18 protein-coding genes and 1 pseudogene are annotated in these 25,159 nt (G+C 41.3%); 13 read left to right on the top strand and 6 right to left on the bottom strand.

Features of this window, described 5'->3' with window-relative positions; genetic code table 11:
- Positions 1 to 24: 24 nt before the first annotated feature.
- Entirely contained in the window at positions 25 to 264 is a 240-nt protein-coding gene (locus AC973_RS04680; RefSeq protein WP_048727918.1) for a hypothetical protein, read from the bottom strand.
- Between the two features lie 227 nt (positions 265 to 491).
- Here AC973_RS04680 and murB point away from each other — a divergent pair, with 227 nt between their 5' ends.
- The 6 genes and pseudogenes from murB (at position 492) to allD (ending at position 6,368) form a co-directional block, all read left to right on the top strand.
- Positions 492 to 1,427 (top strand): UDP-N-acetylmuramate dehydrogenase, encoded by a 936-nt coding sequence (murB, locus tag AC973_RS04685; RefSeq protein WP_016896921.1) that lies wholly within the window; start codon positions 492 to 494, stop codon positions 1,425 to 1,427.
- 102 nt (positions 1,428 to 1,529) lie between these two features.
- Positions 1,530 to 3,176, top strand: coding sequence for a DUF3744 domain-containing protein (locus tag AC973_RS04690; RefSeq protein WP_225968934.1), 1,647 nt, complete (start codon positions 1,530 to 1,532; stop codon positions 3,174 to 3,176).
- Between the two features lie 70 nt (positions 3,177 to 3,246).
- The gene (locus AC973_RS04695; RefSeq protein WP_048727924.1) at positions 3,247 to 3,957 is read left to right on the top strand and encodes an AzlC family ABC transporter permease; all 711 of its coding nucleotides are present in this window, start codon (positions 3,247 to 3,249) and stop codon (positions 3,955 to 3,957) included.
- 10 nt (positions 3,958 to 3,967) lie between these two features.
- Positions 3,968 to 4,279 (top strand): AzlD domain-containing protein, encoded by a 312-nt coding sequence (locus AC973_RS04700; protein WP_048727928.1) that lies wholly within the window; start codon positions 3,968 to 3,970, stop codon positions 4,277 to 4,279.
- Between the two features lie 200 nt (positions 4,280 to 4,479).
- The gene (gene allE, locus AC973_RS04705; protein WP_048727930.1) at positions 4,480 to 5,271 is read left to right on the top strand and encodes a (S)-ureidoglycine aminohydrolase; all 792 of its coding nucleotides are present in this window, start codon (positions 4,480 to 4,482) and stop codon (positions 5,269 to 5,271) included.
- Positions 5,272 to 5,291: 20 nt separating this feature from the next.
- A pseudogene (allD, locus tag AC973_RS04710) lies at positions 5,292 to 6,368 on the top strand (ureidoglycolate dehydrogenase).
- Positions 6,369 to 7,000: 632 nt separating this feature from the next.
- Here the strand turns inward: allD and AC973_RS04715 are convergent.
- Positions 7,001 to 8,659 carry a PucR family transcriptional regulator gene (locus AC973_RS04715; protein ID WP_082148232.1) on the bottom strand — a complete coding sequence of 553 codons (1,659 nt, stop codon included), beginning with the start codon at positions 8,657 to 8,659 and terminating at the stop codon, positions 7,001 to 7,003.
- Between the two features lie 240 nt (positions 8,660 to 8,899).
- Here AC973_RS04715 and AC973_RS04720 point away from each other — a divergent pair, with 240 nt between their 5' ends.
- From AC973_RS04720 to allB, 4 genes are all read left to right on the top strand, one after another.
- Complete coding sequence (locus tag AC973_RS04720; RefSeq protein WP_048727937.1) at positions 8,900 to 10,117, top strand: pyridoxal-phosphate-dependent aminotransferase family protein; 1,218 nt, start codon at positions 8,900 to 8,902, stop codon at positions 10,115 to 10,117.
- A gap of 170 nt (positions 10,118 to 10,287) precedes the next feature.
- Complete coding sequence (allC, locus tag AC973_RS04725) at positions 10,288 to 11,511, top strand: allantoate deiminase (RefSeq protein WP_082148233.1); 1,224 nt, start codon at positions 10,288 to 10,290, stop codon at positions 11,509 to 11,511.
- Between the two features lie 455 nt (positions 11,512 to 11,966).
- Positions 11,967 to 13,460 (top strand): allantoin permease, encoded by a 1,494-nt coding sequence (gene allW / locus AC973_RS04730; RefSeq protein ID WP_048727939.1) that lies wholly within the window; start codon positions 11,967 to 11,969, stop codon positions 13,458 to 13,460.
- A gap of 16 nt (positions 13,461 to 13,476) precedes the next feature.
- A complete protein-coding gene (allB, locus tag AC973_RS04735; RefSeq protein WP_048727942.1) occupies positions 13,477 to 14,844 on the top strand; it encodes an allantoinase AllB in 1,368 nt (455 codons plus the stop codon).
- Between the two features lie 132 nt (positions 14,845 to 14,976).
- On the opposite strand, the gene AC973_RS04740 is transcribed toward allB, so the two are convergent.
- The 4 genes from AC973_RS04740 to AC973_RS04755 form a co-directional block, all read right to left on the bottom strand.
- Positions 14,977 to 16,233, bottom strand: a complete 1,257-nt coding sequence (locus tag AC973_RS04740; protein WP_048727945.1) for a dicarboxylate/amino acid:cation symporter — start codon at positions 16,231 to 16,233, stop codon at positions 14,977 to 14,979.
- Positions 16,234 to 16,312: 79 nt separating this feature from the next.
- The gene (locus AC973_RS04745) at positions 16,313 to 17,542 is read right to left on the bottom strand and encodes a dicarboxylate/amino acid:cation symporter (RefSeq protein WP_048727948.1); all 1,230 of its coding nucleotides are present in this window, start codon (positions 17,540 to 17,542) and stop codon (positions 16,313 to 16,315) included.
- Positions 17,543 to 17,760: 218 nt separating this feature from the next.
- Complete coding sequence (locus tag AC973_RS04750) at positions 17,761 to 18,693, bottom strand: AEC family transporter (RefSeq protein WP_048727952.1); 933 nt, start codon at positions 18,691 to 18,693, stop codon at positions 17,761 to 17,763.
- A gap of 115 nt (positions 18,694 to 18,808) precedes the next feature.
- Positions 18,809 to 19,675: an alpha/beta hydrolase gene (locus AC973_RS04755; RefSeq protein WP_048727955.1), complete on the bottom strand. Its 867-nt coding sequence runs from the start codon at positions 19,673 to 19,675 to the stop codon at positions 18,809 to 18,811.
- A 180-nt stretch (positions 19,676 to 19,855) separates the two neighbouring features.
- Between AC973_RS04755 and fdrA the strand changes: the two genes are divergently transcribed.
- The 3 genes from fdrA to arcC are packed head-to-tail and all read left to right on the top strand — an operon-like array spanning position 19,856 to position 24,711.
- Positions 19,856 to 22,870, top strand: coding sequence for a DUF1116 domain-containing protein (gene fdrA, locus AC973_RS09640; protein WP_082148234.1), 3,015 nt, complete (start codon positions 19,856 to 19,858; stop codon positions 22,868 to 22,870).
- Positions 22,871 to 22,879: 9 nt separating this feature from the next.
- Positions 22,880 to 23,752, top strand: coding sequence for a DUF2877 domain-containing protein (locus tag AC973_RS04770; RefSeq protein ID WP_157850741.1), 873 nt, complete (start codon positions 22,880 to 22,882; stop codon positions 23,750 to 23,752).
- 11 nt (positions 23,753 to 23,763) lie between these two features.
- A complete protein-coding gene (arcC, locus tag AC973_RS04775; protein ID WP_048727961.1) occupies positions 23,764 to 24,711 on the top strand; it encodes a carbamate kinase in 948 nt (315 codons plus the stop codon).
- Positions 24,712 to 25,159: the final 448 nt, after the last annotated feature.

Consider the following 25,159-nt stretch of genomic DNA (forward strand, 5'->3'; position numbering starts at 1 on the left):
CTCGACCTTTTTAAAATCCGTATACTACTTTAGAATGGCCATAGCGATCATTACAATTAATAGAATGACTTCAATTGTTACAAGGGACCAACGCCATTTATTGTCTTTCTCATTAAAGGCGAAAATCATGGCAATAATTGGAATAATGATTGATAGTGAGATGTTTGTCCAAGCTAGATCCGCTGCAGGCCGGGCAACTTGCAAACCTGTGTAGATAAAGGTTAAAGCGAGCATCATTAAGGCATTTTGTCTGATTTTATTCATGGAGAAGTCCTTTCGTATCACAAGTTGTGACAATTTGTCACTAATTAGAATAATACTATAACATGTTTTTAAGAAAATGTTAACGAATCTGCCACACAAACCCTTTAACACAATGTAAAAATGCGTTAAAATGTGTTATTATGAATTAGATACAACTAGCATTTTATCAGCAATTTTTGCTGTTTTTTTATTATTGCTAAATATATTACCAGGAAGGGTAATTTACTATGTTTTTAAATGATCTGCGTAAAGCATTTCCCCAATCAACGATTAAATTCCACGAACCATTAAATAACTATACTTATACAAAAACGGGTGGACCAGCGGATGTTTTAATTTTCCCAGAGACACCAGAAGAAATCCAAGCACTTGTTCGTTTTGCCAATAAAGCCCACGAACCAATTTTAGTTCTTGGTAATTCTTCAAACGTAATCATTTCAGATGAAGGTGTGTCAGGCGTTGTCTTGATGCTGACTGAAATGGATTATATCCAAATTGACGGTACACACATTAAAGCTGGCGCTGGCTCTAAAATCATCGATGTGAGTCGTTCGGCAGGAGCTGAAGGCTTGACTGGTTTTGAATTCGCTTGTGGTATCCCAGGATCCACTGGGGGCGCGGTTTACATGAACGCAGGTGCATATGGCGGCGAAATTTCTGAAGTCCTTGTTGAAGTGGACGTGGTCACAAAAGCTGGCCGTATGTATACTTTGAACAACGAAGACCTAAATCTCTCTTACCGCCATTCTGACCTACAAGAAACTGGCGACATTGTGGTTGAAGCCCGTTTTAAATTGAAAAAGGGCGACCTACAGTCAATCTTAGCTAAAATGGATGAGTTAACTTACCTTCGTGAATCGAAGCAACCGTTAGAGTATCCATCATGCGGATCTGTTTTTAAACGACCAGAAGGCCATTTTACAGGGAAATTGATCCAGGAAGCTGAATTACAAGGCTACACTATTGGTGGTGCACAAATTTCGAAAAAACATGCTGGTTTCATTATCAACGTGGGTGGTGCTACGGCAACTGACTATATTAACATGATCCACCATATTCAAGAAGTGATTTGGGACCTGAATAAGGTAGCCCTTGAACCAGAAGTGCGTATTTTAGGTAAACGGTCTAAATACGATACAGTAGATGCTGCTTTCGGCAATTAGGAATTCACCAGCTATTAGATAGGATTCATATAACCATTCGCACGTAAATATTATTGAAAGGGGCATGGATTTATGTCCAATCCTTGGATACAATTTAAAAATATGTCGTTTACCTATGAGGGTGCAGGTAGACGGGCATTGAAAAATATCAATCTAACATTCTATCGCGGTGAAAAAGTGTTGATCATCGGGGCTAATGCCTCAGGTAAATCCACCCTAGTACGCGCCCTACGCGGAAAATTAGCGACCGACGAATTTCAAGGGACTATTGAAGGAGAGATTATCAATTACGACCTAGAAATGGAAACTATGGACGCAACAGCTATGGCTGACGCGGTGGACCATCACTTGGAGGAAACCCTAGAAGAAAACGGCAAGCGCAAGCGGTCAAGTGATTATATCCCTAATTTTTCGGAAGAATTAAAGCACCGTATTCTTGAACACCCAATCGAAGCGAATACTAGTTTAGAGCGCCTTTCAGAAGGGCAAAGAGACATTCAAAATTTTGTCAATAACGTCAACTATGAGCAATCCGTCTTTATTTTTGATGAGCCTTTAGCCAATTTAGCACCCCGCGCTGGGCAAATTTTCATCGATTTAGTAGATGACATTCACCATAATACTGACGCTACGATTGTCATGGTTGATTACCGGATTGAAGAAGTCTTATACCGTCCAGTTGACCGCGTCATCGTCCTTTCCGAAGGCCGGATTATTTTTGACGGGGATTCAGAGAAATTATTAAAACGGAACATTCTGAACAGTTTAGGTGTTGGCGAGCCAGCCTATGTATCCGCTATTCGTTATACCGGCTATCCTTTAGACAAGGTCCGCAACATATCAAACGTCAATTATTTACATGGTCCTGACCTAAAACGAACCATTGAATCTTGGTTGATGACCGTACCAAATTTCGTTCAAAAACGTAGTGACCAACCCATTTTGACCCTTGATAATGTATCCTACACTTATCCATGGCGGGACCAGCCCACTTTGCGCAATATTTCCACCCAAGTTTTCAAAGGTGACATGATTGCCATTGTCGGGAAAAATGGGTCGGGCAAGTCCACGCTGGGTCAGATGATGGACGGAAACATCCATCCAGATTCAGGGACCATAACTTGGTTAGGTAAAGAAGTCACTGCGGATAACCTATGTCAAATGAAGCAGGAAACAGTCTATATCCAACAAAATATCGACCAATCCATCTTGCATTTCACTGTGAAAGACTATTTGAATGGGATTGCCGCTAATTGTAATTACTCCGCGGAAGAAGCAGAAGAAGTCATCCGTGATTCCTTAAAACGAACGGGTCTGATTTATGCTGCTGAACTACAAATTGGCCAATTATCATTTGGCCAACAAAAACGAATTATGTTGTCGTCTGCCTTAATCAACCAGCCGTCACTATTAATTATTGACGAGCCCTCTGAAGGCCAAGACTACCATCATTACAATGAATTCATGCAGTACCTATATCAAATCAACCAGGAACAAGAAATTGCGATTATCATCAATACCCATAACACGGACCTAGTATTAGAATTTACTCGTCATGCTTGGGTATTATCTGAGGGCGAATTAATCGCGGATACCCAACCTATTAGAATCGCCACGGATTATCGTTTAATCCAAAGAGCTTTCTTAAGAGAATCGAATTTATATATCTTTGCCCGTCAAATCGGCTTAATTGATCCTTACAATTTCATCAAGAAATTCATGGATTACCACAGAGAAGTGAATCGGTAGTTAGCTAAATCGCTAGTCAGGTGCTAGCGGATGACGAAATAAAATTAATAAACATAAGGGAGGGTGTTTAATGGCAGAAATTGTGGACGCCAAGTCCGAACGTTTCAAGTTATCAATCCCCGTTATTGTAGGCTATTTACCAGTTGGTTTAGCTTGTGGGTTACTACTCGCCGATGCCGGCTTAACCTGGTGGCAGGTTGTGTTGATGTCCAGTCTAGTATTTGGGGGCTCCGCGCAATTTGTGGCAGCAGCCCTGATTGCACAAAACGCTGGTGTAATGGAAGTATTTATCTCAGTACTATTATTAAGTTCCCGCCAAGCCTTGTATAGTGTGTCTTTTGGCCCATACTTAAACCAAGCGCCTAATTTTAAGGTCGCTTGGTTAGGCTACATGACAGCAGACGAATCTTACGCCATCAATGTCTTAAAACTGCAAGATAATAGTCCACAGAAACCATGGGCCATTAACGACGCCTTATTCGTCGCTACTGCAACATGGATTTCCTGGATCCTATTTACTGCATCGGGTGCCTTGTTTGGTACCTTCATTCAAATTCCTGATGTCATTTCAAACTTTGTCATGGTCGCTATGTTTATCGGCATTCTTGTCCCGAACCTAAACAACCGCATGATGCTCAACACCATGCTATTCACCGGTGTGATTGCCGTCATCTTGATGACTATTTTCCAATCATCCTACGTGATTATTATGGCCACAGCCATCGCCTTATCGGTCGTATTCTATTTCTTAAAACGTCAAGAAAATAACCGTGTAACATAGGAGGGGTATCATGACATTATTCGTAGTAACACTCGGCTTACTGTGCACCGCCATGCGCGTCGTACCTGCACTCGTTATGCGTAACAGCAAAATTTCTCCAATGGTATACAAAACAATGGCTTACCTACCCGTTATCATTTTTACTGCAATGATTTTTACCGATATATTTTTCTGGGAAAGCCACTTCAACCTCAACCTACTGGAGAACATCAAACTGATACCAGCACTCGTGTCCTTGTTCGTCGCCTACCGGTTTAAAGACATCATCAAAACCATCATCTCTGGCGTCGGCACCATCGCCATTTTATACATTATCTTATAAATTTTTGAAAAAGGGCATAGCTATTCCAAGCAAGCTCCCAGACCGTGACTCGAGGGCCATGGTCTTTTTTACTGTCGTCATTTGGTTAAAACCAACAATCCTTTGTCTAAAATTGTAGGGTTTGAAAGTAGCTCTTTAGTTTTAAAGCGGTTACACTATAAGTAATCAATCACACATGAAATAATTGGAGGCGGATAACAATGGGCTATAAAAACAACAATACAGGTTACCGGGATGGACTGCTTGAAACGCGGGCAATGATTAAGAAAAATAATTACGCCATCTTGACCCATGATGGTTTAGTCAATAACCTGATACCAGGCTTTGAAAATACGCGCATCTCAATCCTAGGGTCACCGCGAATGGGAGCAAGTTTTTCAGACTTTATCGCAGAATTTGAAGAAGGTGGTAAAAATATCCTTGGTTTTGGTGGTCCAGGCATTGAAACCTTCGTCTATGTCATCAAAGGGGCTTTAATTGTCAGCGACGACAATGGTAAATCAGACCAGCTAGCAAGTGGGGGTTACGCCTTTTTCCCAGTAAATGAAAAGATGTACTTTGAAAACGGGCAAAAGGAAACAACAGAGGCCTTCTTGTACCAGCGCGCATACGAGCCAATAGAGGGCCACCAAGCTCATAAAGTGATTGGCAACAAAGATGCGGTCACACCGATTGCCTATGAAGGAATGGAAGATGTCCTATTATGGAATTTACTTCCGACTGATGACTTAGGATTTGACATGAATTTCCATATTTTATCGTTTCAACCAGGTGCTAGCCATGGCTATATCGAAACCCATTATCAAGAGCACGGGGCCTATTTACTATCTGGGAAAGGTATGTATAATTTAGATAACAATTGGTATCCAGTGGAAAAAGGGGATTACATTTTTATGGCTGCCTACACGCCGCAAGCCGCTTACGCGACTGACCGGACGGAACCACTTGCCTATGTTTATTCCAAAGATGCCAACCGCAACCCCGGTGTTTAAGGGGGATTGGAGCGAAAATCATGTCAGCACATCATGAAGAAAAAATCATCAAGGTCAGTCCAGAACGTTTATACAACTTAATGAATCAAAAACTATAAGCTGCGGGACTAGACCAAGACCAAGCTGAAGAAACAGCCAAACATTTAACTTTCGCTGATATGTCAGGTATTCATTCACACGGTGCAGTCCGAGTTGAATATTACGCTGAACGGATCAATAAGGGTGGCATTACCAACCAACCCAATATATCCTTTGAACAAACAGGCCCGTCAACAGGGATTTTCCATGGAGACAATGCGCAAGGTCATTTTGTCGCCAATAAAGCTTTAGTACCAGCGATTGGTATGGCCAAAGAAAGTGGGGTAGCTGTCGTTGGGATTTCTAAGATGGGGCATTCAGGGACTTTATCATATTACATGCGTAAAATTGCGGATGCTAATTTAGTGGGTATTGCAATGTGTCAGTCAGACCCAATGGTCGTACCTTTTGGTGGGGCTGAAAATTATTTTGGGACGAATCCTATTGCCTTTTGTGCGCCGAATAATGGTGACGAACCATTGATTTTTGATATGGCGACTACAGTTCAAGCGTGGGGGAAAATCCTAGATGCTAGATCTAAAGGAATTGAAATTCCAAATAATTGGGCCGTGGATCAGAAGGGGCACCCAACGACTGATCCAAATCAAGTAAATGGTTTGTTGCCTATTTCTGGACCGAAAGGGTATGGTTTAATGATGATGGTAGACATTTTGGCAGGTGTATTATTAGGCCTACCATCAGGGAATGAAGTGAGTTCGATGTATCATAATTTGCATGAGGGGCGTAACCTTGGGCAAATGTTTATCTTGATTGACCCTGAAAAATTTGTGGGTATTGAACCTTTTAAAGCACAGATTACGAACATGATGAGGAACTTAACACAGATTATACCAGCACCGGGATTTGACCGTGTTCAATATCCAGGACAACCAGGTAATGAAGCATATAATCGTGCTAAAGTAGAGGGTGTCTTGATTCCAGAATCCATCATTAACTACCTAGAATCAGATGAAATCCATTTTGACAATTATGAAGGTATGGGCGCATTTGCAAATTAGGATTAGAACGAAATCGCTTAGCTCAACAACATCCAACGGTTTCTCTCTTGGCGTCGGTTCTCGCACCCTAACAGTCTGTTGGTTTGTCTGTCTGTACATTCTGTAAGACGTACACGCCTAACAGTCTGTCATGCGCCGGGCCATCATCCTTATTTCACCGCGAAGGCATGCTACGAGGCTCCAGCCTTTGGCTTAATAGTAAGTTTTTCTTGCAAACGGCAAGCCACTTCATTAATTTGCATTCTTTCTGTTGACTATTAAGGAATAATACATTCTTCAAGTGTGTGATATTCTCTACAAGGCTTAATACTAGAATTTGTAATTGGATAAACATTATAGGTATTACTTTGTGATAACTAAGCATTATGCAAGCTTACAAAATTGGTAATCACGTTTTCTATGTTCTCGAGAAACTAATCGTAGATTACAAACAAATCTTCGGGTGGGCGCAACTTGCCACAAATATTAGTCTAATGCTGTACTTATGTATGAAACTACCAATGACAATATTTTTATAGGGGATGGACTATTAATGACTTCAATGTACGCATAAAAGACATTTCTATATACAAAGAAAAGCAAGCTACGTTAATTTTTATTTTGGTAGCTTGCTTTTGCTTTCATATTTTATTTTATTTAATTTCGTCGATGAGGTTTAGGGCTAGTCTTAGATTAAGTGAGTTTTCTGGTGAGGATACGTCATGGCCTAAGATTTCTTCGCATCGTTGGATCCGGTATTTTACGGTATTTCGGTGAACGAAGAGTTTGCTTGCGGTGCTGGCGATTTCACATTGAGAATCCAGATATACAGTGAGTGTTTTCCGCAGGTCAATTAAGGTTGGATCTTCTGGGAAGGCGAATGCTTTCAAGATATTTTGACAGAAGAAGGTGACGTCATTTTTATCCAAGTTATTGAATAGTTGTAGCATACCTTTGTCTTCGTAATGCATGATCAATTCGCCATGTTCACTTTGACGACGTTCATCAAAGACTAGCTTGGCTTCTGTATAAGACTGGCTGATTTGTTCCCAATTGTAGTAGGGATTACCCAAGCTGAATATTAAATGTAAGGGTAATTTGTCTTGGATATCAGCAGCCATTTTGCCTAATTTAGCGGATAAATGAGGATCTTGTTGTTGGAACAGAACGACGATTTCCTTGGTGTTTTGGAATTGAATGACAAGGGCATTGGCAAAGTAATGGCTGATCCTCTTTTTGATCCATTTGAAGGTCAGCTGTAAGAGTTCTTCTTGTAAATGGGTCAATTTACTTTGGTTGATGGCTGTTTTTTCAAAGACGTGGGCTACCTGATAAAAGTTGGATAGGATATAGCCATGCTTCATATTAGGTTCTTGTGGTGCTAGGGATGAATCAACCTTGTAATTGTTGTCGACCATTTCCTTAAAATAATCTGTTTCGATCGTAAAACGGGATTCAGCCACTTTCTCATTCTTGAATAAGATAAAAGATAAGACGGTGGCGGCTTGGTCAATGGCGAAGGACGAAATCGGGTAGGGAATTTGTTCGGGCTTTAAAATAACCAAATAGTGGGGGAAATAATTGTAGACCTTGATTGGGGTAACAGAAACTTGGAATTGCTGTCCCTTGGCGTTTTCTACAATAAATGACCCTTTGTTCTTAGTCTCGTTATCCATTAATTGAATGATTTGGTCGACATATAATTGGGCTGAGTTGGACGAATTGTTAAAGTGTCTTGAGTGAGAAATAATTTCTCGGTAGGGACTGAGTAAGATTGTCGGTGTTTTGATGGTTTTGGCCAATTCATTGATAATCACTTCGTTAGAAGCGTTTTGAATTAATAGGTTTGAAAACTGACTTTGAATATCCAAGGCAAAAGACACTTCTTCGTACTTGGTGCCCCAAATATTAGACATCAACTGGTGAAGTAATTCACCAAGAGAATAATCATCAGGAATAGCAAAAATTGGAAAGTTGACTTTGTTGGCGTATTGAATGATTTTGGGATCTAAATGTCCATTTAAAAAGCGGCCCAGTTTAATTCCTAAGCCGACAGCGCTAGCCCGTATCAGGGAATCAATTAGGGGGATTAAACCCGATTGGTCCTCCTTATAAATCATGGCTGTAGTTAATAAAAAAACACCTTCAGGAATATAATGTTCAATATCTGGTGTATCTGAAATATCGACGCTTTTGATTTCCTGGTCTAAGGGCGTTTGATTGCGGTCAGTCAGTAATTTAATATCTGAAAAACGGGGTGAATCTAGTAAGTTGGCTAGTGAAATCATGATGTATTCCTCATTCCGTTCCATTTATCGATTGTTGTTTTAGTAATCTTGCTAGCTGTTTGGCAAAATCACCAATGACTTGTTGTTATTGCACATAGATAAATATACTAGAAGTGGACCAATTGTTCAAACTAGACTGAAAGAAAATTTGATTTAGTCATTATTGACGAAAAGCATGGATACCATTCCGCTTTTTTGATGAAAGGTTTATAATAAAATAAAGTGATAAGAACAGACAATTTTAATGAAACGGGAGGAATACACATGTATAAAGAAATCGACGTACCACAAAGAACGATTATGACCCCAGGACCGGTGGAGTCACACCCGAAAGTTTTACGCGCAATGTCAAACACCATCTTAGGTCAATTTGACCCTGCCTTTCTACATATCATGAATGAAGTGAAAGAAATGATTAAGGTGCCTTTTGGTACGGAAAATGAGCAAGCATTTGCGGTTGATGGAACTTCTCGTTCAGGTATTGAAGCGTCAATGATTGCCTTAGTGCAACCAGGTGACAAAGTCTTAATCCCAGCTTACGGTCGTTTCGCATACTTATTAGCGGAAATCGCAGAACGTGCTAAAGCTGAAGTGATCTTATATGAAAAAGATTGGGATAGTCCATTCGATCAAGATGACGTCATTGAAAAAATTAAAGAAGTAAATCCTAAAGTAGTGGCTATGATTCACGGTGAAACTGCCAACGGTCAAATTCAAGCCATTGATAAAATTGGGGCTTATTGCCAGGCAAACGACCATTTATTCTTAGTAGATATGGTTGCGACTTATGGTGGTGTGCCAATTAAAGTGGACGAATGGGGCGTGGATATTGCTATTGCTGGTTCACAAAAATGTGTGAGTGTGCCATCTGGTATGTCATTAGTGACATTTAACGAACGTACACATAAAGTGATTGAAGCTCGTTACCAAAAAGAGTTAGGTTTAAGTACGGAAGACCGTAACCCTGACCATATTCAATCAAATTATTTGGACTTAAGCCAGTTAATCAACTACTGGAATGACAGCCGTATCAACCACCATACTGAAGCAACGACTTTAATTTATGGTATGCATACAGGTTTACGATTAATCCTTGAAGAGGGGGTTGAAAATGTGTATGCCCGTCATGAATTAAATAACCAGGCTATTATTGCAGGGATTAAAGCTATGGGACTTGAAATTTACGGGGATGAGTCAACTAAAATGGCCACAGTTACCCCAATCCTTGTTCCAGAGGGTGTTGACCCAGATGCAGTTAAAAACTTCCTATTAGACCAATTTGGCGTGGAAATTGCGGGATCATTCGGCCGTTTAATCGGTAAAATCTGGCGTTTTGGTAACATGGGTTATTCAAGCCGTCGTGAGAATGTCTTACATGCACTAGGTGCTTTTGAAGCGGCCTTGTTATACCATGGCGCTAAAATTGAACCAGGTAGAGGGGTTCAAGCAGCCTTAGAAGTGTACGCCGAGGCAGATAAATAATTCGGATTTTGGCAGCTTGGTGTAGATATTGGCGCGTCTGCATCAAGCTATTTTTAGATTTTTGCCTACTTTGGCTAAAAAATGAGAAGAATCCTGTCACATCACACAATGCCTATGAAACAGTTTTTAGGTATGTTAATTAAAAGAAGTGAATTTTAGGAGGGAATTGCGTGATTAAGATAGCACCAGAAACAATAGATGAATTAATGGACTGGATTTCAAGCATTTCAGATGCAGAAGGTCCAGGGACAACTCGATTACTCTATTCAGAATCGTGGATTGAAGCGCAAAATGCTTTAAAAGCTAAATTTGAAGAATTGGGTATGGTAACCGAATTTGATCCAGTAGGTAACCTATACGCGACGATCGAAGGAACCGAATTCCCAGATGAAATCATCGCCACAGGTTCTCACGTGGATACGGTAGTTAAAGGTGGCCGTTTAGACGGGCAATTAGGGATTATGTCTTCTTACATGGCCATTAAGGCTTTACTTGAAACAGAAGGTAAACCTAAGAAGTCATTACAAATTATCTCAATGGCTGAAGAAGAAGGCTCTCGTTTCCCATATGCTTTTTGGGGTTCGAAAAATATCTTCGGTTTGGCTAAGCGCTCAGACGTTGAAGAGATTGCGGATGCTGACGGCATTAAATTTGTAGATGCCATGCGTGAAACCGGTTTTGATTTCCAAGATGTACCAAGTCATCACAATTTGGCAGCCTTTATAGAATTACATATTGAACAAGGGAACTTCCTTGAGCAAACAAAAAAACAAGTAGGGATAGTTAACGCCATTGTTGGGCAAAAACGCTACAATATTACACTTAAAGGGGAGTCTAATCATGCGGGAACAACCCTGATGGAATACCGAAAGGATACAGTCGAGGCAGCTTCAAGAATAATTGTGCAATCCATTGATAAGGCAAAAGCTGAAGGGAATCCGTTAGTCTTAACTTTTGGGCGCGTTGAACCTAAACCAAATATAGTCAACGTTGTACCAGGTGAAACCTTAATTTCTATGGATTGTCGGCATACAGATGCAGGCATTTTAGACCGTTTTACCAAAGAGATTGAAGCGGATATGCAAAAAATTGCGGATGATATGGGGATTGAAATCACCATTGATAAATGGATGGATGAAAAACCAGTGCCAATGGACGCCCATATTATTGAAACGATTGAGTCTGTATGTAAAGATAACGACTTGAATTATCAAGTCATGCATTCAGGTGCCGGCCATGATTCACAAATTTTTGCTGCCCACGTACCAACAGGGATGATCTTTGTGCCATCGATAAAAGGGATTTCGCATAACCCGGCGGAGCATACTGAGGCAGTTGATATTGTCCAAGGGGTAGAAGCTCTAGGTGAAACCTTACGTCGCTTAGCTTACTAGTATAGAATAGGGGAAGTTTACGATTCTCTATTAGATTTGAAAAAGTTCTTTGAAATGGTGGAAAAGGGCGTGTGACATAAATATCACACGCCCTTTTACTAGCTATAATTGGTCGTAATTTGGGCTTCAAAAGTCAGAATTATCCAACACTTCCCAAACTATGCCAATTACTCAAGGTAATTGTTCGGCTTTTCGTCCATTGTGTCAATTCTAAGTGACTTTTGTTAGCCCTTCTTTTCGCCTATATTGCTTTTTGAATTCGAATTAGTGGTTTTTGACAAGAGTGAAAAAGGTCTTTGGTCACAGTAAACAAAGGCAAGGATGTAGAAAACGGTTACAATTCATATAAATCATAAAAATCATAAAAATCATAAAAATCTTTTTAGATTATAATTTTATTGGTAGAATAAATACATAATTTAAGTAGATTTTAATCAAAATGAGGAGGGTCTTATTTGGAAGAGAACATTTACCATATCAGTGAAGACCAGTTACAACGTTACCGACAGCGGGGCTACAAGAATGAGGATATCTTGCCTAAACCAGCTGAAGACCGTCACATGACCGCCATGAATTACTTCACTTTATGGATGGGGTCAGTCCATAACATCCCTAATTATGCAGCTGTAGTAGGATTTTTGATGCTAGGTTTATCGCCAATCAATGTCATGGTTGCCATCACCTTAGCGGGACTTGCTGTTGCAGTCTTTATGATTTTTAACGGCCAAGCGGGGGCCAAGTTTGGGATTCCGTTTGCTATGCACCTGCGTTCTACCTACGGATCTAAAGGGGCCAAACTACCTGGATTCCTTCGTGGCGTGGTCGCGGCTATTGCCTGGTTTGGGGTCCAAACCTATACAGGTGCCGCAGCTTTAACGATCTTGATTTCTAAATTGTGGCCAGCTTATCTAGAAATCGGTGGCGGTGGTGAAGTCTTAGGCATCACGATTCCAGAACTGATTTCCTTTGTTATTTTCTGGATTGCCAACATGGCCATTGGTTTTGGTGGTGGCGGTATTTTAAATAAATTTACCGCGGTTTTATCACCAATTATTTACCTAGTATTCGGTGGGATGACCATTTGGGCCATTAATGTAGGTGGAGGAATTGGTAACATTCTGCAATATAATATGGCAGGAGATGTGTCTATTAATCCTATTCTTGCTTACTTGATGATTATTGCTTCAGTCCTGTCAGTGTGGGCAGCACCAGGAGTTTCAGTAAGTGACTTTACCCAAAATGCCCGGTCTCAAAAAGACCAAGCGCTGGGTCAAGTGGCTTCATTACTTGTGGGTTACCTAATTTTCGCCTTTATGGCAGTAGTGATTATCATTGGCGGTACCATTCATTTTGGCGCACCAACGTCAGGCAATGGGGTCTTGGATTTTATTAACCAATGGGATTCGCTTCCAGCTATCATTGTTGCGACATTAGTCTTTTTAATGACAACAATTTCGACAAATGCGACTGGGAATATTATTCCGGCAGCGTATCAATTGGCTGCACTTTTTCCAAAGCAAATCGATTACCGTAAGGGTGTTTTGATTGCGGGGATTATTTCCTTCCTGATTATGCCATGGAATTTCATGTCTGATGGTGGGGGAATTCTGGTATTCCTAAATGCTATTGGTTCACTATTAGGACCGGTAGCCGGTGTAATGATTGCCCATTATTACTTCGTGAACAAACAAGAAATTGACCTTGATCAGTTATACTTTGATACAAGTGGTAAGGAATCTAGACAGAACATCTATACGGGCGTGAATAAACAAGCCTATGTAGCAACCGTTATCGGTCTGGTCTTATCTATGGTCGGTCAATTTATCCCAGCGCTATCAGTATTATCGGATATGGCTTGGATTACTGGATTTATTTCGGCTTTTGTCATTTATTACTTGTTGATCCGCTTCTCTTCAAAAGCGTCAACAATTGGTATTGAAAACGAATAATTAAGGAGGAAGTTTCATGCAATTTGATTTAGTCATTAAAAATGGTTTAGTCATCCTAGATGGGGGCGAAACGAAAACAGATATTGCTGTTCAAGATGGTGTCATTGCAGGTATTGGTACAGGTTTTGAAGGGAAGCAAGAAATCGACGCTGAAGGTTTAATTGTCAGCCCAGGTATGATTGATGCCCACGTTCATATCACTGAACCAGGCGGGGGTTACCGCGATTCATGGGAAGGTTATGTGACAGGAACTTCAGCTGCAGCTAAAGGTGGGGTTACTTCATTCTTAGAGATGCCTTTAAACCAAGTGCCAGCAACAACTTCTGGTGAAACATTAAACATCAAATATGAAGCAGGTGAGGGGGAATTGAAAGCTGACGTCTTCTCATACGGTGGTTTAGTGCCTTACAACTTGGAAAATGGTGAGATTCAAGAACAAGCTGACGGCGGAGTTATTGCATACAAGGCCTTCATGTCAACATGTGGTGACCGTTCAATCGATGGCGACTTCATGAACGTAGATGACTACTCATTATACGAAGGGATGAAACAAGTTGCTAAAACAGGTAAAATCTTATCTATCCATGCGGAAAATGCAGCCGTAACTGATCGTTTAGGCGAAATTGCTTACAAGAACGGGGAAACTACGCTTAAAGCTTACGTTGAAACACGACCAGTCTTTACGGAAGTGGAACCAATCAAAAAAGCTATTTTATTTGCTAAAGAAACAGGTTGTCGTATCCATATTGTGCACGTTGCTTGTGTTGAGGGGGTTGAAGCCATTACTGAAGCCCGCGAAGCTGGTGTTGACGTGACTTGCGAAACATGTACCCACTACCTATACTTTGAAACAGATGAATTAGATGCGATTGGACCAGTGGTTAAATGTTCACCACCAATCCGTGATAAAGCGCAACAAGATGCCCTATGGGAGAAAGTCTTTGACGGCGAAATCAAATTCGTAACGTCAGACCACTCACCATGTACGCCAGATTTGAAAGATACGGACAATGCGTTTGACGCTTGGGGTGGTATCTCGGGTGTGCAAAATAACGTGGATGTTTTATTCGATGAAGCTGTGCAAAAACGTGGCATGTCATTAACACAATTTGCGGGCATTATTGCTGGAAACGTTGCAGACTTATTCGATATTCAAAACAAGGGTCGTATCCAAGTTGGTAAGCACGCAGATATCGTCTTGATAAACCCGGATGCAGCTTATACTTTACAAGCGGAAGATTTAGAGTATCGAAACAAAATCAGTCCTTATATTGGACGTGAAATTGGGGCGAAAGTTGAAACAACCATCTTACGAGGTCAAGTGACTTACGCTGAAGATGCTGGTGTGGCTGCTGACTTTATTGGTGAATTCGTTAAAATGTAAAAAATTAGAAAGCCGCGGCCACTTTAACTCGTGGTCGCGGCTTTCTTGCACCAAGGGCTGAATATTTGAACATATTAAAAGGGCTAGCAAACGCGGTGAAGCGTAAGCTAGCCCTTATTTGTTGTATGAATGTTACTCGGCTTCAGCTGAGACTGTCTTTTTGCCATTATAAACGTCGTGGTCTAAGGCATCAACTGAATTGGCAACTAACATGGATACGATGACGTCATTGTTCACGTTTAAGAAGGTACGGAACATGCCGGCGAACCAGTCTACCCCAATGATTAAGGCGATGGATTCAACGGGTAAACCAAGAGAGGTAGCGAGGAAGGTTGCGACAACTGCAGACCCACCAGGTACGGTGATTGTACCAAGGGTTAACATGACAGCTAGGAAGATCCCAACGATTAGTTCAATTGCTGATAATTCAACGCCAGATGCTTGTTGCATGAAAAGGATCATGACGACGTAAGACATGGCTGCACCGGCAGAACCCATTGTCATCCCCACACTCATAGTGAAGTTGGCGATATCACGACGGACACCAAATTTTTCAATGGTATCTTTCAAGGCAGTTGGGAAGGTGATCGCTGAACTAGTTGTGGTTAAGGCAATGATGGACATATCTAAGAATTTCTTAGGCATTTTAGCCGGGTTGACCTTACAAATCGCTGCTGTAAGTAGGACCATGAAGATCATGACAATGGTAACGCCGATTAGGAGAATACCTAGGTATTTAACCATGGGGCCAATTACTGCTAAACCGATTGTACCGGCAACATTGGCTAATAGGGCGAAAATACCGATTGGGGCGATTTTCATGATTGTTTGGATCACGTTCAAGGTGATGTTGTTGGTGTGTTTGATGATTTCAAGGACGGTAGTATCACCAGATTTTTTGATCCATTGGTTTAGACCGATACCAAATAGGACAGAGAAGACGATAATAGGAATCATTTCACCAGCAGCCATGGAACTGAAGATGTTGGTTGAAACGAAATTGGTAATGGTTTCTTGAAAGCCTAGGGAAGTTGTTTCTTCAACGACAAAGGCCTCAGTAATCTGCATGCCTTCGCCTGGGCGTACGATGGTTGCTAGTAAGAAACCGAGCCCTGAAGAGATTAGGGTGGCGAAGATGATCCAAAAGAAGGTCATGGCGCCGACTTTAAGGCCCAATTGATTTTCCTCATTGTTACGGGCCATTTCACCGATTGCTGAAATAACTGAGGTCATCACTAGTAGGACAACAGACATTTGAATTAAGCGGATGAAAATATCCCCGATAAATTTCAGGTTGCCCGCCCATTCTCCGACAATGGTACCAAAGGCGATACCCGCGACGACAGCGATAATAATCTGCACTGTTAAAGATAATTTAAACTTGTTCATAAGAATTACTCCAATCTAAAATTGCTTACTATATAAAAATTAACTGGTTCATAAATGGTACCAAATAAATGTCTTATTGCTAAATGTGCGTACTATTCAATTTTTCACGATCAATGGCATCCACACTTTTGGCTACGATCAGTCCAGAAAAGACATCGGAATTGACATTTAAAATAGTGCGGATCATACCAGTGAACCATTCGACAGCAGCGAATATGGCGATACTTTCAATTGGCAGGCCCATTTGCGGAATCACAATGGAAAGTGAAACCAAACCACCGCCAGGGACAACGGCATTTGCAAGTGAAGCCAGCGTGGCTAGGAAAATAATGAAAACGTAATTGCTCAATCCGTACTGAACGCCATAAATTTGGGCGACGGTAATGATGGTAATGGACATGAACATAGCAGATCCATTACTGTTTAAGGACATACCGAGTGGTAAAACTAAACGTGATACTTCACGTTTGATCCCTAATCTTTCTTCAGAATCTTCAATGGCTGTTGGCAAGGTGATGGCTGACGATGTAGTCGCGAGTGCTATAATGGACATCCGAGACATCTTTTTCACAAGGGCAATTATTGAGACGCGTAAGTAAAGGCTAACGATGAGTAACCAGGCAAGTAGGAATAAGAGTGTGGCGCCTGAGTATACGAGTAGATAGGAAACTAGGGGTAAAATAAGGGCAATCCCGTATTCAGCAATGGCTGAGGCGATAAGGGCAAAGATCCCAATGGGTGCAAAACCCATGACTAAGCGGATCATCTGCAAGATGATGGTGTTAAAGTCAACTAAGACGGGTAGGAATTTTGGTTCGCTGACTGAAGCGCGAATGCTTAAGGCGATACCAAAGAAGATGGCAAATGAAATGATTTGGACGATAGCCCCGTTGGCCATGGCGTCTACAATATTTTGCGGGAAGAAGTTGATAATGACTTCTGAAAACGGGGTTTGCGTGGCTTCGATGTCGACACTAGTTGAGACAGTATCGCTAATACCACTACCTGGTTTAAATATCAGACCGAATAGAACACCCCAAGCTGATGCTAATAGGGAAGAAACCATAAAAATGATGATGGTACGTAGACCAATCGTCCCTAATTGCTTAATTTCTAGGCTCCCAATTGCTTCAACAATTTGCCCTAAAATAAGGAAGACGATACCCATTTGAATTAACCGTAGGAAAATTTGTCCAAGAAAATCAATGTAACCTACATAATCCTTGAAAAAGTACCCAAAAGCGATACCCAATACGAGGGCGATGACAATTTGTGTCGTCATACTTAGACCCTTTTTCTCTTTCTCCATATAATCACTTCCTTTTCAAAATTTCATCTAATATTAATATATTTACCAAAAAATTACAATCAATATCATGGTTGTTTAATATCTTAAAAATACAATATGAGCTTGCATATAGGGACAAATTACCGTTAAAAAAGGTGTTTGGAGGTCAGCTAGGAGTCTTTTTCAACCTATAAAAAACATCTTAACCATTATTGATTAAGATGCTGATATTGTGTGATTTAAAATAATAGGGTTACTAATGGAATAGTGATCATGGATAGTAAGGACGACAAGAAGACGATTTGGCTGGCAAATTTGCCGTCGTTGCCGTAATTAGATGAGAACATGGCAACGTATGAAGCTGTTGGCATGGAAATCATCATGACTGGGATGACTAATTGGGGGCCGGATACACCGAATGCCTTTAAAATCACGGTAATGATGATAGGGACCACTAATAATTTTACCCCAGCGGCTAGATATAAAATCGGGTTTTGGAAGGCTTCTTTGATGTTTGAACGAGATAGCATTAACCCAATTACAATCATGGCTAAAGGCGAGGTGGCTGGTGCCATGGTATTAATCACTGAATTAACAGGTTCTGGCACTGACCATTGGCCAATGAAAAAGATCAACCCAACAATAATGGACAAGATTCCTGGTGAAAGGATGATTTTTCGGATATTAATGGTAGCAGTTGTTGGTGAATTGCGGGAAATTAAATAGACACCTAATGACCAAGACACCACTTCAAAAATAAAACCAGCCCCAACCGCGGCATAGAATAAGGCTTCTTCACCGAGTAGGCTTTGGATAATAGGATAGCCCATAAATGAAGTATTAGATAGTAATAAAGCTGTTTGGAAAATGTCCTTTCGACCGTCCGATAGTGGTAATTTTCTTGAAACTAAGAGACCAACTGTAAACATGACGGTATAACAGAAGACCATAATGGCTAAAATGGCTAGCGCCGTGTTTAACCGTTCTTGGTTCATTTCAAGTTGCATGGCCGTAAAGATAGTAGCTGGCATCGTAATATATAAAACTAATTGGGTGATATCTTTTTGACCCGATTCAGAAATCAGTTTGGTTTTTCCAGCGACAAAACCAATGACAATTAACAAAAATAAAACCGCAACTTTTTGTAAAGTTAAGAAAAAGTCAATCTGCATGTTGTTTCCTCCCGATTCATTTTGCAAGCAAGCGCTCATAATAACCATCTTATGAGAACTACTTTAGATTTTCAATAGCGAAAGCTACTAGACTGTGGGCTTTGAATTGGCCAGATTAGCCAAAAAGCGTATTTAACCAGGTTAATAATTCCTGGTAGGTTGCCATCCCGATGCCATCGATTTCGGTCCGGTCAAAGTCATGCAGGTCGCTGTCGACAATATGTAAGTGACTATTTGGGGCGGCTTTGTGCAAGAGTTTGGATTGGCGGACCGGGACATCTGGATCACCTGAGGCAGCGGTGATAAATGTGGCCGGCAAATTTTTCAAATCATTTTTTTCAATAGAATACCCTTTGGCATCGCCTTTGCCGGCTAGGAATAAGTCTTGCCATGTGCCCGATTGCCGGGCACCGATATAGATTGGATATCGGTCATTCATTGAACCCTCAACTATCGGTTGTTCTGAAGTTAAACGGATCATTTGATTGGCTGTTACCTTGGGATAGGTCAGGAAATGTCTGCTTGGGACACTAAAGGCTGCTTCGTTGAGGTTGAAATAACCATAGAAAGCGATGGCCCCCTTGGCTGGCACTTGGTGGTGCACCGCTTGATACAGGGCTAAGTAGGCACCCGCTGACCGGCCCATTAGTATGTAGTGGTCATTTTTCAAATCGAGGGTATCGACAGCGTGGTCAAGAAACCAATCGATTGAAACTGCGATGGACGCCAAAATTTCCGGCAATTTACTTTCGGGGGCTAGGGGGTAGTCGACAGAAAAGAGGTTGTAGCCAGCCACCGTCAACTGGTCGATATATTGGTGTGGTAAATCTTTGCGGTCACCAAAAATCAAACCACCACCATGCAAGTAAAAAATCGTCGGCGCTTGAGATTTCTGGCTGGTATAAGTTTGGTATAATGTTCCATAGATAGGTAAATTAGGGTCATCTTGAATCAAAACATCCAAGCTTTGGTAGGTGGACATGTCATCATTCCTTCATTGAATTAAATTCTCTTGCCTTAATTATAAAGTAAGATGTGGAAAATTTGGCAGATTCGTGACGATTTTATCTAAAATAGACAAATGTTTGAACCGTTTTATGAAGTTTGGGCATATTTCACGGACCTGAAAGCGGTTATAATCAATACAAAGGGAGGCTTCATTATGTTACATACAGTCATTCAAAAAAATAATTATCAAGACTCAATTAACTTGATGTTACTAACGAATTCAGTTAATGACATTGAAGGTGTTTCGCAAGGACAAATTATGATGGCATCAGACGCCAATAAGGATATCCTAAAATCTGCCGGTCTTTACACAGACGAGGTGGAAGCTGCAGGTGCCAACGATATGGCCATTGTGGTGGAAGCAGATGATGAAAGCGTCATGGAGAAAGTTATCGCTGAAATCGACCGTTTCCTTAGTGATTTATCCGGGAAGAAGGACGAATCTGGCCTTTCTAGCGTGAATAACTGGAAAGACGCCCTAGACACTATGCCGGATGCCAACTTGGCCTTGGTATCCATCCCTGGTACATATGCAGCCGACGAAATCGAAAAAGCCTTAGATTCAGGACTACATGTCTTCTCATTTTCAGACAATGTATCCCTAGAAGACGAAGTACGGTTGAAAAATAAAGCCCATGAAAATGGCTTACTATTAATGGGACCAGACTGTGGTACAGGGGTTATTTCTAGCGTACCGTTAGCCTTTACTAATGTGACCAATCCTGGCAACATCGGGATTGTAGCCGCTTCTGGGACAGGTATTCAAGAAGCAACAACTATTATCGACCGGTTAGGTGGCGGGGTTGTCCACGCTATCGGAACAGGTGGCCGTGACTTAAATGAAAAAGTTCAAGCGACAACCATGTTAGATGCGATTGCAGCCTTAGAAATCCACGATCCGACAGATGTGATTCTGGTGATTTCTAAGCCACCTGCAAAAGAAGTTCGTGACCAAGTCATGCAAGTCTTGCAGTCGCTATCTAAGCCAGTGGTAGCTATTTTCCTAGGTGAAAAACCGACTGAACACGTGGGCAATGTAGCCTTAGCTTACACTTTAGAAGAAGCAGCGAAAATGTCAGTTGATTTAGCCAACGGCGACGAGATCAAGGCTAATTATAATGACCCAATTGAATTTGAAGTGAGTCAACCATTAGCAGAAGGCAAAACGGTTAAAGGCTTGTACTCTGGTGGGACATTAGCCAGTGAAGCAGCGACGTTAATTTCTGACGCTTTAGGCTTAGACAATGTCAAAGGTCAAGAAGGGTATATTTTGAATACGCAAGGTTTCCAAGTAATGGACCTTGGTGACGATGTGTACACTCAAGGAAAACCGCATCCGATGATTGATCCAGAAGTTCGGGTGAAAAAACTCCAAGAAGTTTTACAAGACGAAACAACAGGAATCATCTTACTTGATGTAGTGCTTGGTTACGGGTCCCACGCTGATATGGCCGGTGTTTTAGCCCCGTCTATCAAGGAAGCTTTGAGGGATGCCAAAGCTAATGGCCGTGATTTATATGTGATCGGGTCTGTAGTTGGTACTGAGCATGACCCACAAAACTATGCGGATGCAGTATCGAAGTTAGAAGATGCTGGGGTCATTGTCGAATCTTCAAACGCCCGTGCCATTCGTTTAGCTTTAAAATTAATGGGCCATGAATTAAACATCGCAGACAAGAAATTTGTAGATTATGCGGGTAAAAAAGTTGCGGTCCCTGATGCTAGCGAAAAAGTGGTTGAATTATTCAACAATCCACCTCGTGTCATTAACATTGGGATCGAAAGCTTTACGGAACCAGTAATTGCCTTCGGCGGAGAAGCCTTACAATTTGCTTGGCGCCCGCTGGCCGGCGGTAACAAGCAATTAATCCGGATTTTAAACGAATTAGAAAAACGCGAAGATGAAATCAACGCTTCAAATGATAAGGTCATCGAACGTTTACAAAATTCACAACCATTCTTAGTGGATGCTAAATTGGCTAAAGAAGTGATTCCAGAATTGAATACTGATGAAAAAATCATTCTGCATGCTGGACCACCAATCAAATTTGAAAACATGACGGGTCCGATGAAGGGATCAGTAATTGGTGCCATGTTATTTGAAGAATGGGCGAGTGACGAAGACGATGCAATGCGTCAACTTGAAGATGGTGAAGTAACCTTTATTCCTTGTCACCATGTAGGTGCAGTTGGGCCAATGGGTGGGATTACTTCAGCTAATTTCCCAGTTTTCATTGTTGAAAACAAGGCAGACGGGACAACTGGTTACTGCATAATGAATGAAGGAATTGGTGAGGTATTACGTTTTGGTGCTAATTCACCAACGGTTATCGACCGTTTGCGTTGGATGCGTGACGTTTTAGGGCCAATTTTAGGCCAAGCCTTACGTACCCATGAAGAAGGTTTGAACTTGAATGTAATGATTGCTCGCGCAATTGGTATGGGAGATGAATTCCATCAACGTAATATCGCGGCTTCATTGGTATTCTTGAAAGAAATCACACCTTCCATTATTACCCTTGATGCACCGGAAAAAGAAAAGGCCGATGTGATCCAATTCTTAGCGGATACAGACCAATTCTTCCTAAACATCATGATGGCGACAGGAAAAGCCATGGTTGACTATGCCCGTAAAATCCAAGAGGGGACAGTTGTTACGACAATGGCCCGTAACGGTGAAAACTTCGGTATCCGGATTGCAGCTCTTGGTGACGAATGGTTCAATGGACCAGTCAATACACCAAACGGTTTGTATTTCACAGGGTATTCAGCTGAACAAGCCAACCCAGATATTGGAGACTCTGCCATCACTGAAACAGTGGGTGTTGGTGGTATGGCGATGATTGCAGCACCTGGTGTAACCCGCTTTGTTGGGTTAAACGGTCTAGATGATGCCCAAAGCATTTCTGAAGAAATGCAACAGATTTCTATTACTAATAATCCAAACTGGGCCATTCCAAACTGGGACTTCAAGGGAGCAACCCTTGGTATCGATATCCGAAAAGTTGTTGAAACAGGGATTACTCCAATCATCAACACAGGTATCGCCCATAAAGAAGCTGGTGTTGGCCAAATTGGTGCTGGTACCGTGCGCGCACCATTAGCCGCTTTTGAGAAAGCTTTAGTCGCATATGCCGCATCAATGGGCATACATGTAGACGAAAATTAAGTAATGCACATGAATTTAAATAAGCAAAAGGATAATCGCTCATCAAATTACTTGGTGAGCGATTATCTCACTAAGCTGTTGTTCAGTAAAGAGCGTTTAAACGGTAAAGTAGACAGTATTTTTGAACATGGGTTTAACTTGATTATCCAAGGCCAATTATTGTATGTCGGGACGGGTGCGGATAATTTATCGGCCTTTGGTGTGGTAGTTCCTAATCATTTGCTTCAGGACATGAAAAATACTATTGAAATTGGCCAACAAGTGAAAATTCAAGCGGCTAGCATAGGCGATGATCAATTGACCATGACTTGGACCTTGTATAGTCGACCAAATCCTGTGCAAATTTGCATGGAACGAGTCGCCATTGTAGGGACCAAACTGCCAAAACTTTCAGTGGCTGATTTTATTGAGGCTGATATTTTCACTGCATTGGCACAAGCGGATATTTGGCAAGAGTCTGGTTTCTCGTCAAACAATGATTTGGCGGGGCGTTACAGGGATTTGTTAGAAGAATGGGACAATAAAGTGGCTCAGTCTTTAATTGGTGCCGGTATTGGTTTAACCCCAAGTGGTGATGACTTTTTGCAAGGTTATATAATGATGACTTTGATCACTGGGCGAGATGATTACCTAGTTATGCCAGCTATTCAGCTGGGCCTTGAACAACGGTCGACGACTTTGGTTTCTGAAACATATTACAAGGTTTTATTTGCAGGACATCTTAATTACTCATGGTCCCATTTTTTTGATGCAGTTTTGGCAAATGATATAAACCTTGTACATGGTGTCATTATGCAGATTCAACAATATGGTGCTACGTCAGGCAATGATATTTTGCTTGGTGTCCAAGTCTTTTTAGAAGAATATTTAAAAGCAAATTAATGGAGGAAATTATGGGTAAAAAAATTGTCGTCGCTTTAGGCGGAAATGCGATATTATCAGATGATCCTACTGCAGAAGGGCAGATTGCAGCACTTCGCCATACTAGTGACCGATTAATTGAATTGGTGAAACAAGGTCACCAAGTGATTATTAGTCACGGAAATGGCCCGCAGGTAGGGAATTTAATGTTACAACAAGAAGCTGCTGAGTCGGCTGAAAATCCGATTTTACCATTGGATGCCTTGGTAGGGATGACGCAAGGTAGCATTGGTTACTGGCTACAAAATATGTTGAATGAGGCTTTAGCTAAGGAAGGATTGGATAAAAAGGTAGCGACCCTAATCACGCAAGTGGTGGTAGATCCGGCTGATCCGGCATTTGAAGAGCCAACAAAACCAGTTGGCCCCTTTTTGGCAAAAGCGGAAGCTGAACGATTATCTGAAAAAAATGGAGATGTATACGTGGAAGATGCGGGTCGAGGCTACCGAAAAGTGGTCCCATCGCCGAAACCACAAACAATCGTTGAATACCCAATTATCAAGACCTTAATCGACCAAGATTTCATCACCATCTCAGCTGGTGGGGGCGGCATTCCAGTCGAGGCGGTAGAATTTGGTTACAAGGGTGTTGAAGCGGTCATCGATAAGGACTTCGCCTCTGCCAAATTGGCGGAATTAGTGGAAGCAGATTACTTGATCATGTTGACTGGCGTGGACAATGTATTCGTCAACTATAACAAGCCAAACCAAGAGAAATTAGAAGAGGTGACTGTCGAACAATTGAAGGGGTGGATAGCGGAAGAACAATTCGCACCTGGGTCAATGTTGCCGAAAGTCGAAGCAGCGATCTCACTGGTTGAGAACAGACCAGAAAGTAAGGTCGTGATTACCTCATTAGAGAATATTGAAGCAATTTTTGGTGGCGGATCACCAACAGTTGTATCAGCTCAAGCATATTAAAAAAATAGCGGGACATTTGTCAAAAAGATGAATGTCTCGCTGTTTTTGGATTACATGATATAAAAATATGGTTGTCCTAATAAAAATATACATGCAAAAAAGTGCCTTATTCATGTTGAGTGGGCACTTTTTGGTAAATATTTAAGTTAAGATGATATTTGTTTCGCACCTTGATAAACGGTTTGTGTCGTATCTCATAGTCGAGTTCAAAATGTCAGACTAAAGAATTTTGGTCTCACATCCTGATAATCGGGTTCCACAAACCAGAAATGACTGCTCTAATCTTTCAACGTTCATTTCTGAACGGTTTGTGTCGCACCTTGTAGTCGAGCTCAAAATGTCAGACTCGTGCCACTTCAGAAATAAGTTGCGTGATGTACCATCACTACATTTATTTCTTCCACTGTTACGAGTCTAAACGACATTTTTTACATCCTGATAATCGGGC

The organism is Carnobacterium sp. 1290_CSPC (genome assembly GCF_001053265.1).
GTDB lineage: Bacteria > Bacillota > Bacilli > Lactobacillales > Aerococcaceae > Aerococcus > Aerococcus urinaeequi.

Bases quoted from the DNA above. Each gene is read 5' to 3' on its own strand.
- AC973_RS04715 (WP_082148232.1), bottom strand. From the start codon at position 8,659: ATGGAACGGAATGAGGAATACATCATGATTTCACTAGCCAACTTACTA.
- AC973_RS04770 (WP_157850741.1), top strand. From the start codon at position 22,880: ATGAATTTAAATAAGCAAAAGGATAATCGCTCATCAAATTACTTGGTG.
- murB (WP_016896921.1), top strand. From the start codon at position 492: ATGTTTTTAAATGATCTGCGTAAAGCATTTCCCCAATCAACGATTAAA.
- AC973_RS04755 (WP_048727955.1), bottom strand. From the start codon at position 19,675: ATGTCCACCTACCAAAGCTTGGATGTTTTGATTCAAGATGACCCTAAT.
- AC973_RS04700 (WP_048727928.1), top strand. From the start codon at position 3,968: ATGACATTATTCGTAGTAACACTCGGCTTACTGTGCACCGCCATGCGC.
- allE (WP_048727930.1), top strand. From the start codon at position 4,480: ATGGGCTATAAAAACAACAATACAGGTTACCGGGATGGACTGCTTGAA.
- AC973_RS04745 (WP_048727948.1), bottom strand. From the start codon at position 17,542: ATGGAGAAAGAGAAAAAGGGTCTAAGTATGACGACACAAATTGTCATC.
- AC973_RS04740 (WP_048727945.1), bottom strand. From the start codon at position 16,233: ATGAACAAGTTTAAATTATCTTTAACAGTGCAGATTATTATCGCTGTC.
- AC973_RS04690 (WP_225968934.1), top strand. From the start codon at position 1,530: ATGTCGTTTACCTATGAGGGTGCAGGTAGACGGGCATTGAAAAATATC.
- arcC (WP_048727961.1), top strand. From the start codon at position 23,764: ATGGGTAAAAAAATTGTCGTCGCTTTAGGCGGAAATGCGATATTATCA.
- fdrA (WP_082148234.1), top strand. From the start codon at position 19,856: ATGTTACATACAGTCATTCAAAAAAATAATTATCAAGACTCAATTAAC.
- AC973_RS04680 (WP_048727918.1), bottom strand. From the start codon at position 264: ATGAATAAAATCAGACAAAATGCCTTAATGATGCTCGCTTTAACCTTT.
- AC973_RS04720 (WP_048727937.1), top strand. From the start codon at position 8,900: ATGTATAAAGAAATCGACGTACCACAAAGAACGATTATGACCCCAGGA.
- allB (WP_048727942.1), top strand. From the start codon at position 13,477: ATGCAATTTGATTTAGTCATTAAAAATGGTTTAGTCATCCTAGATGGG.
- AC973_RS04695 (WP_048727924.1), top strand. From the start codon at position 3,247: ATGGCAGAAATTGTGGACGCCAAGTCCGAACGTTTCAAGTTATCAATC.
- AC973_RS04750 (WP_048727952.1), bottom strand. From the start codon at position 18,693: ATGCAGATTGACTTTTTCTTAACTTTACAAAAAGTTGCGGTTTTATTT.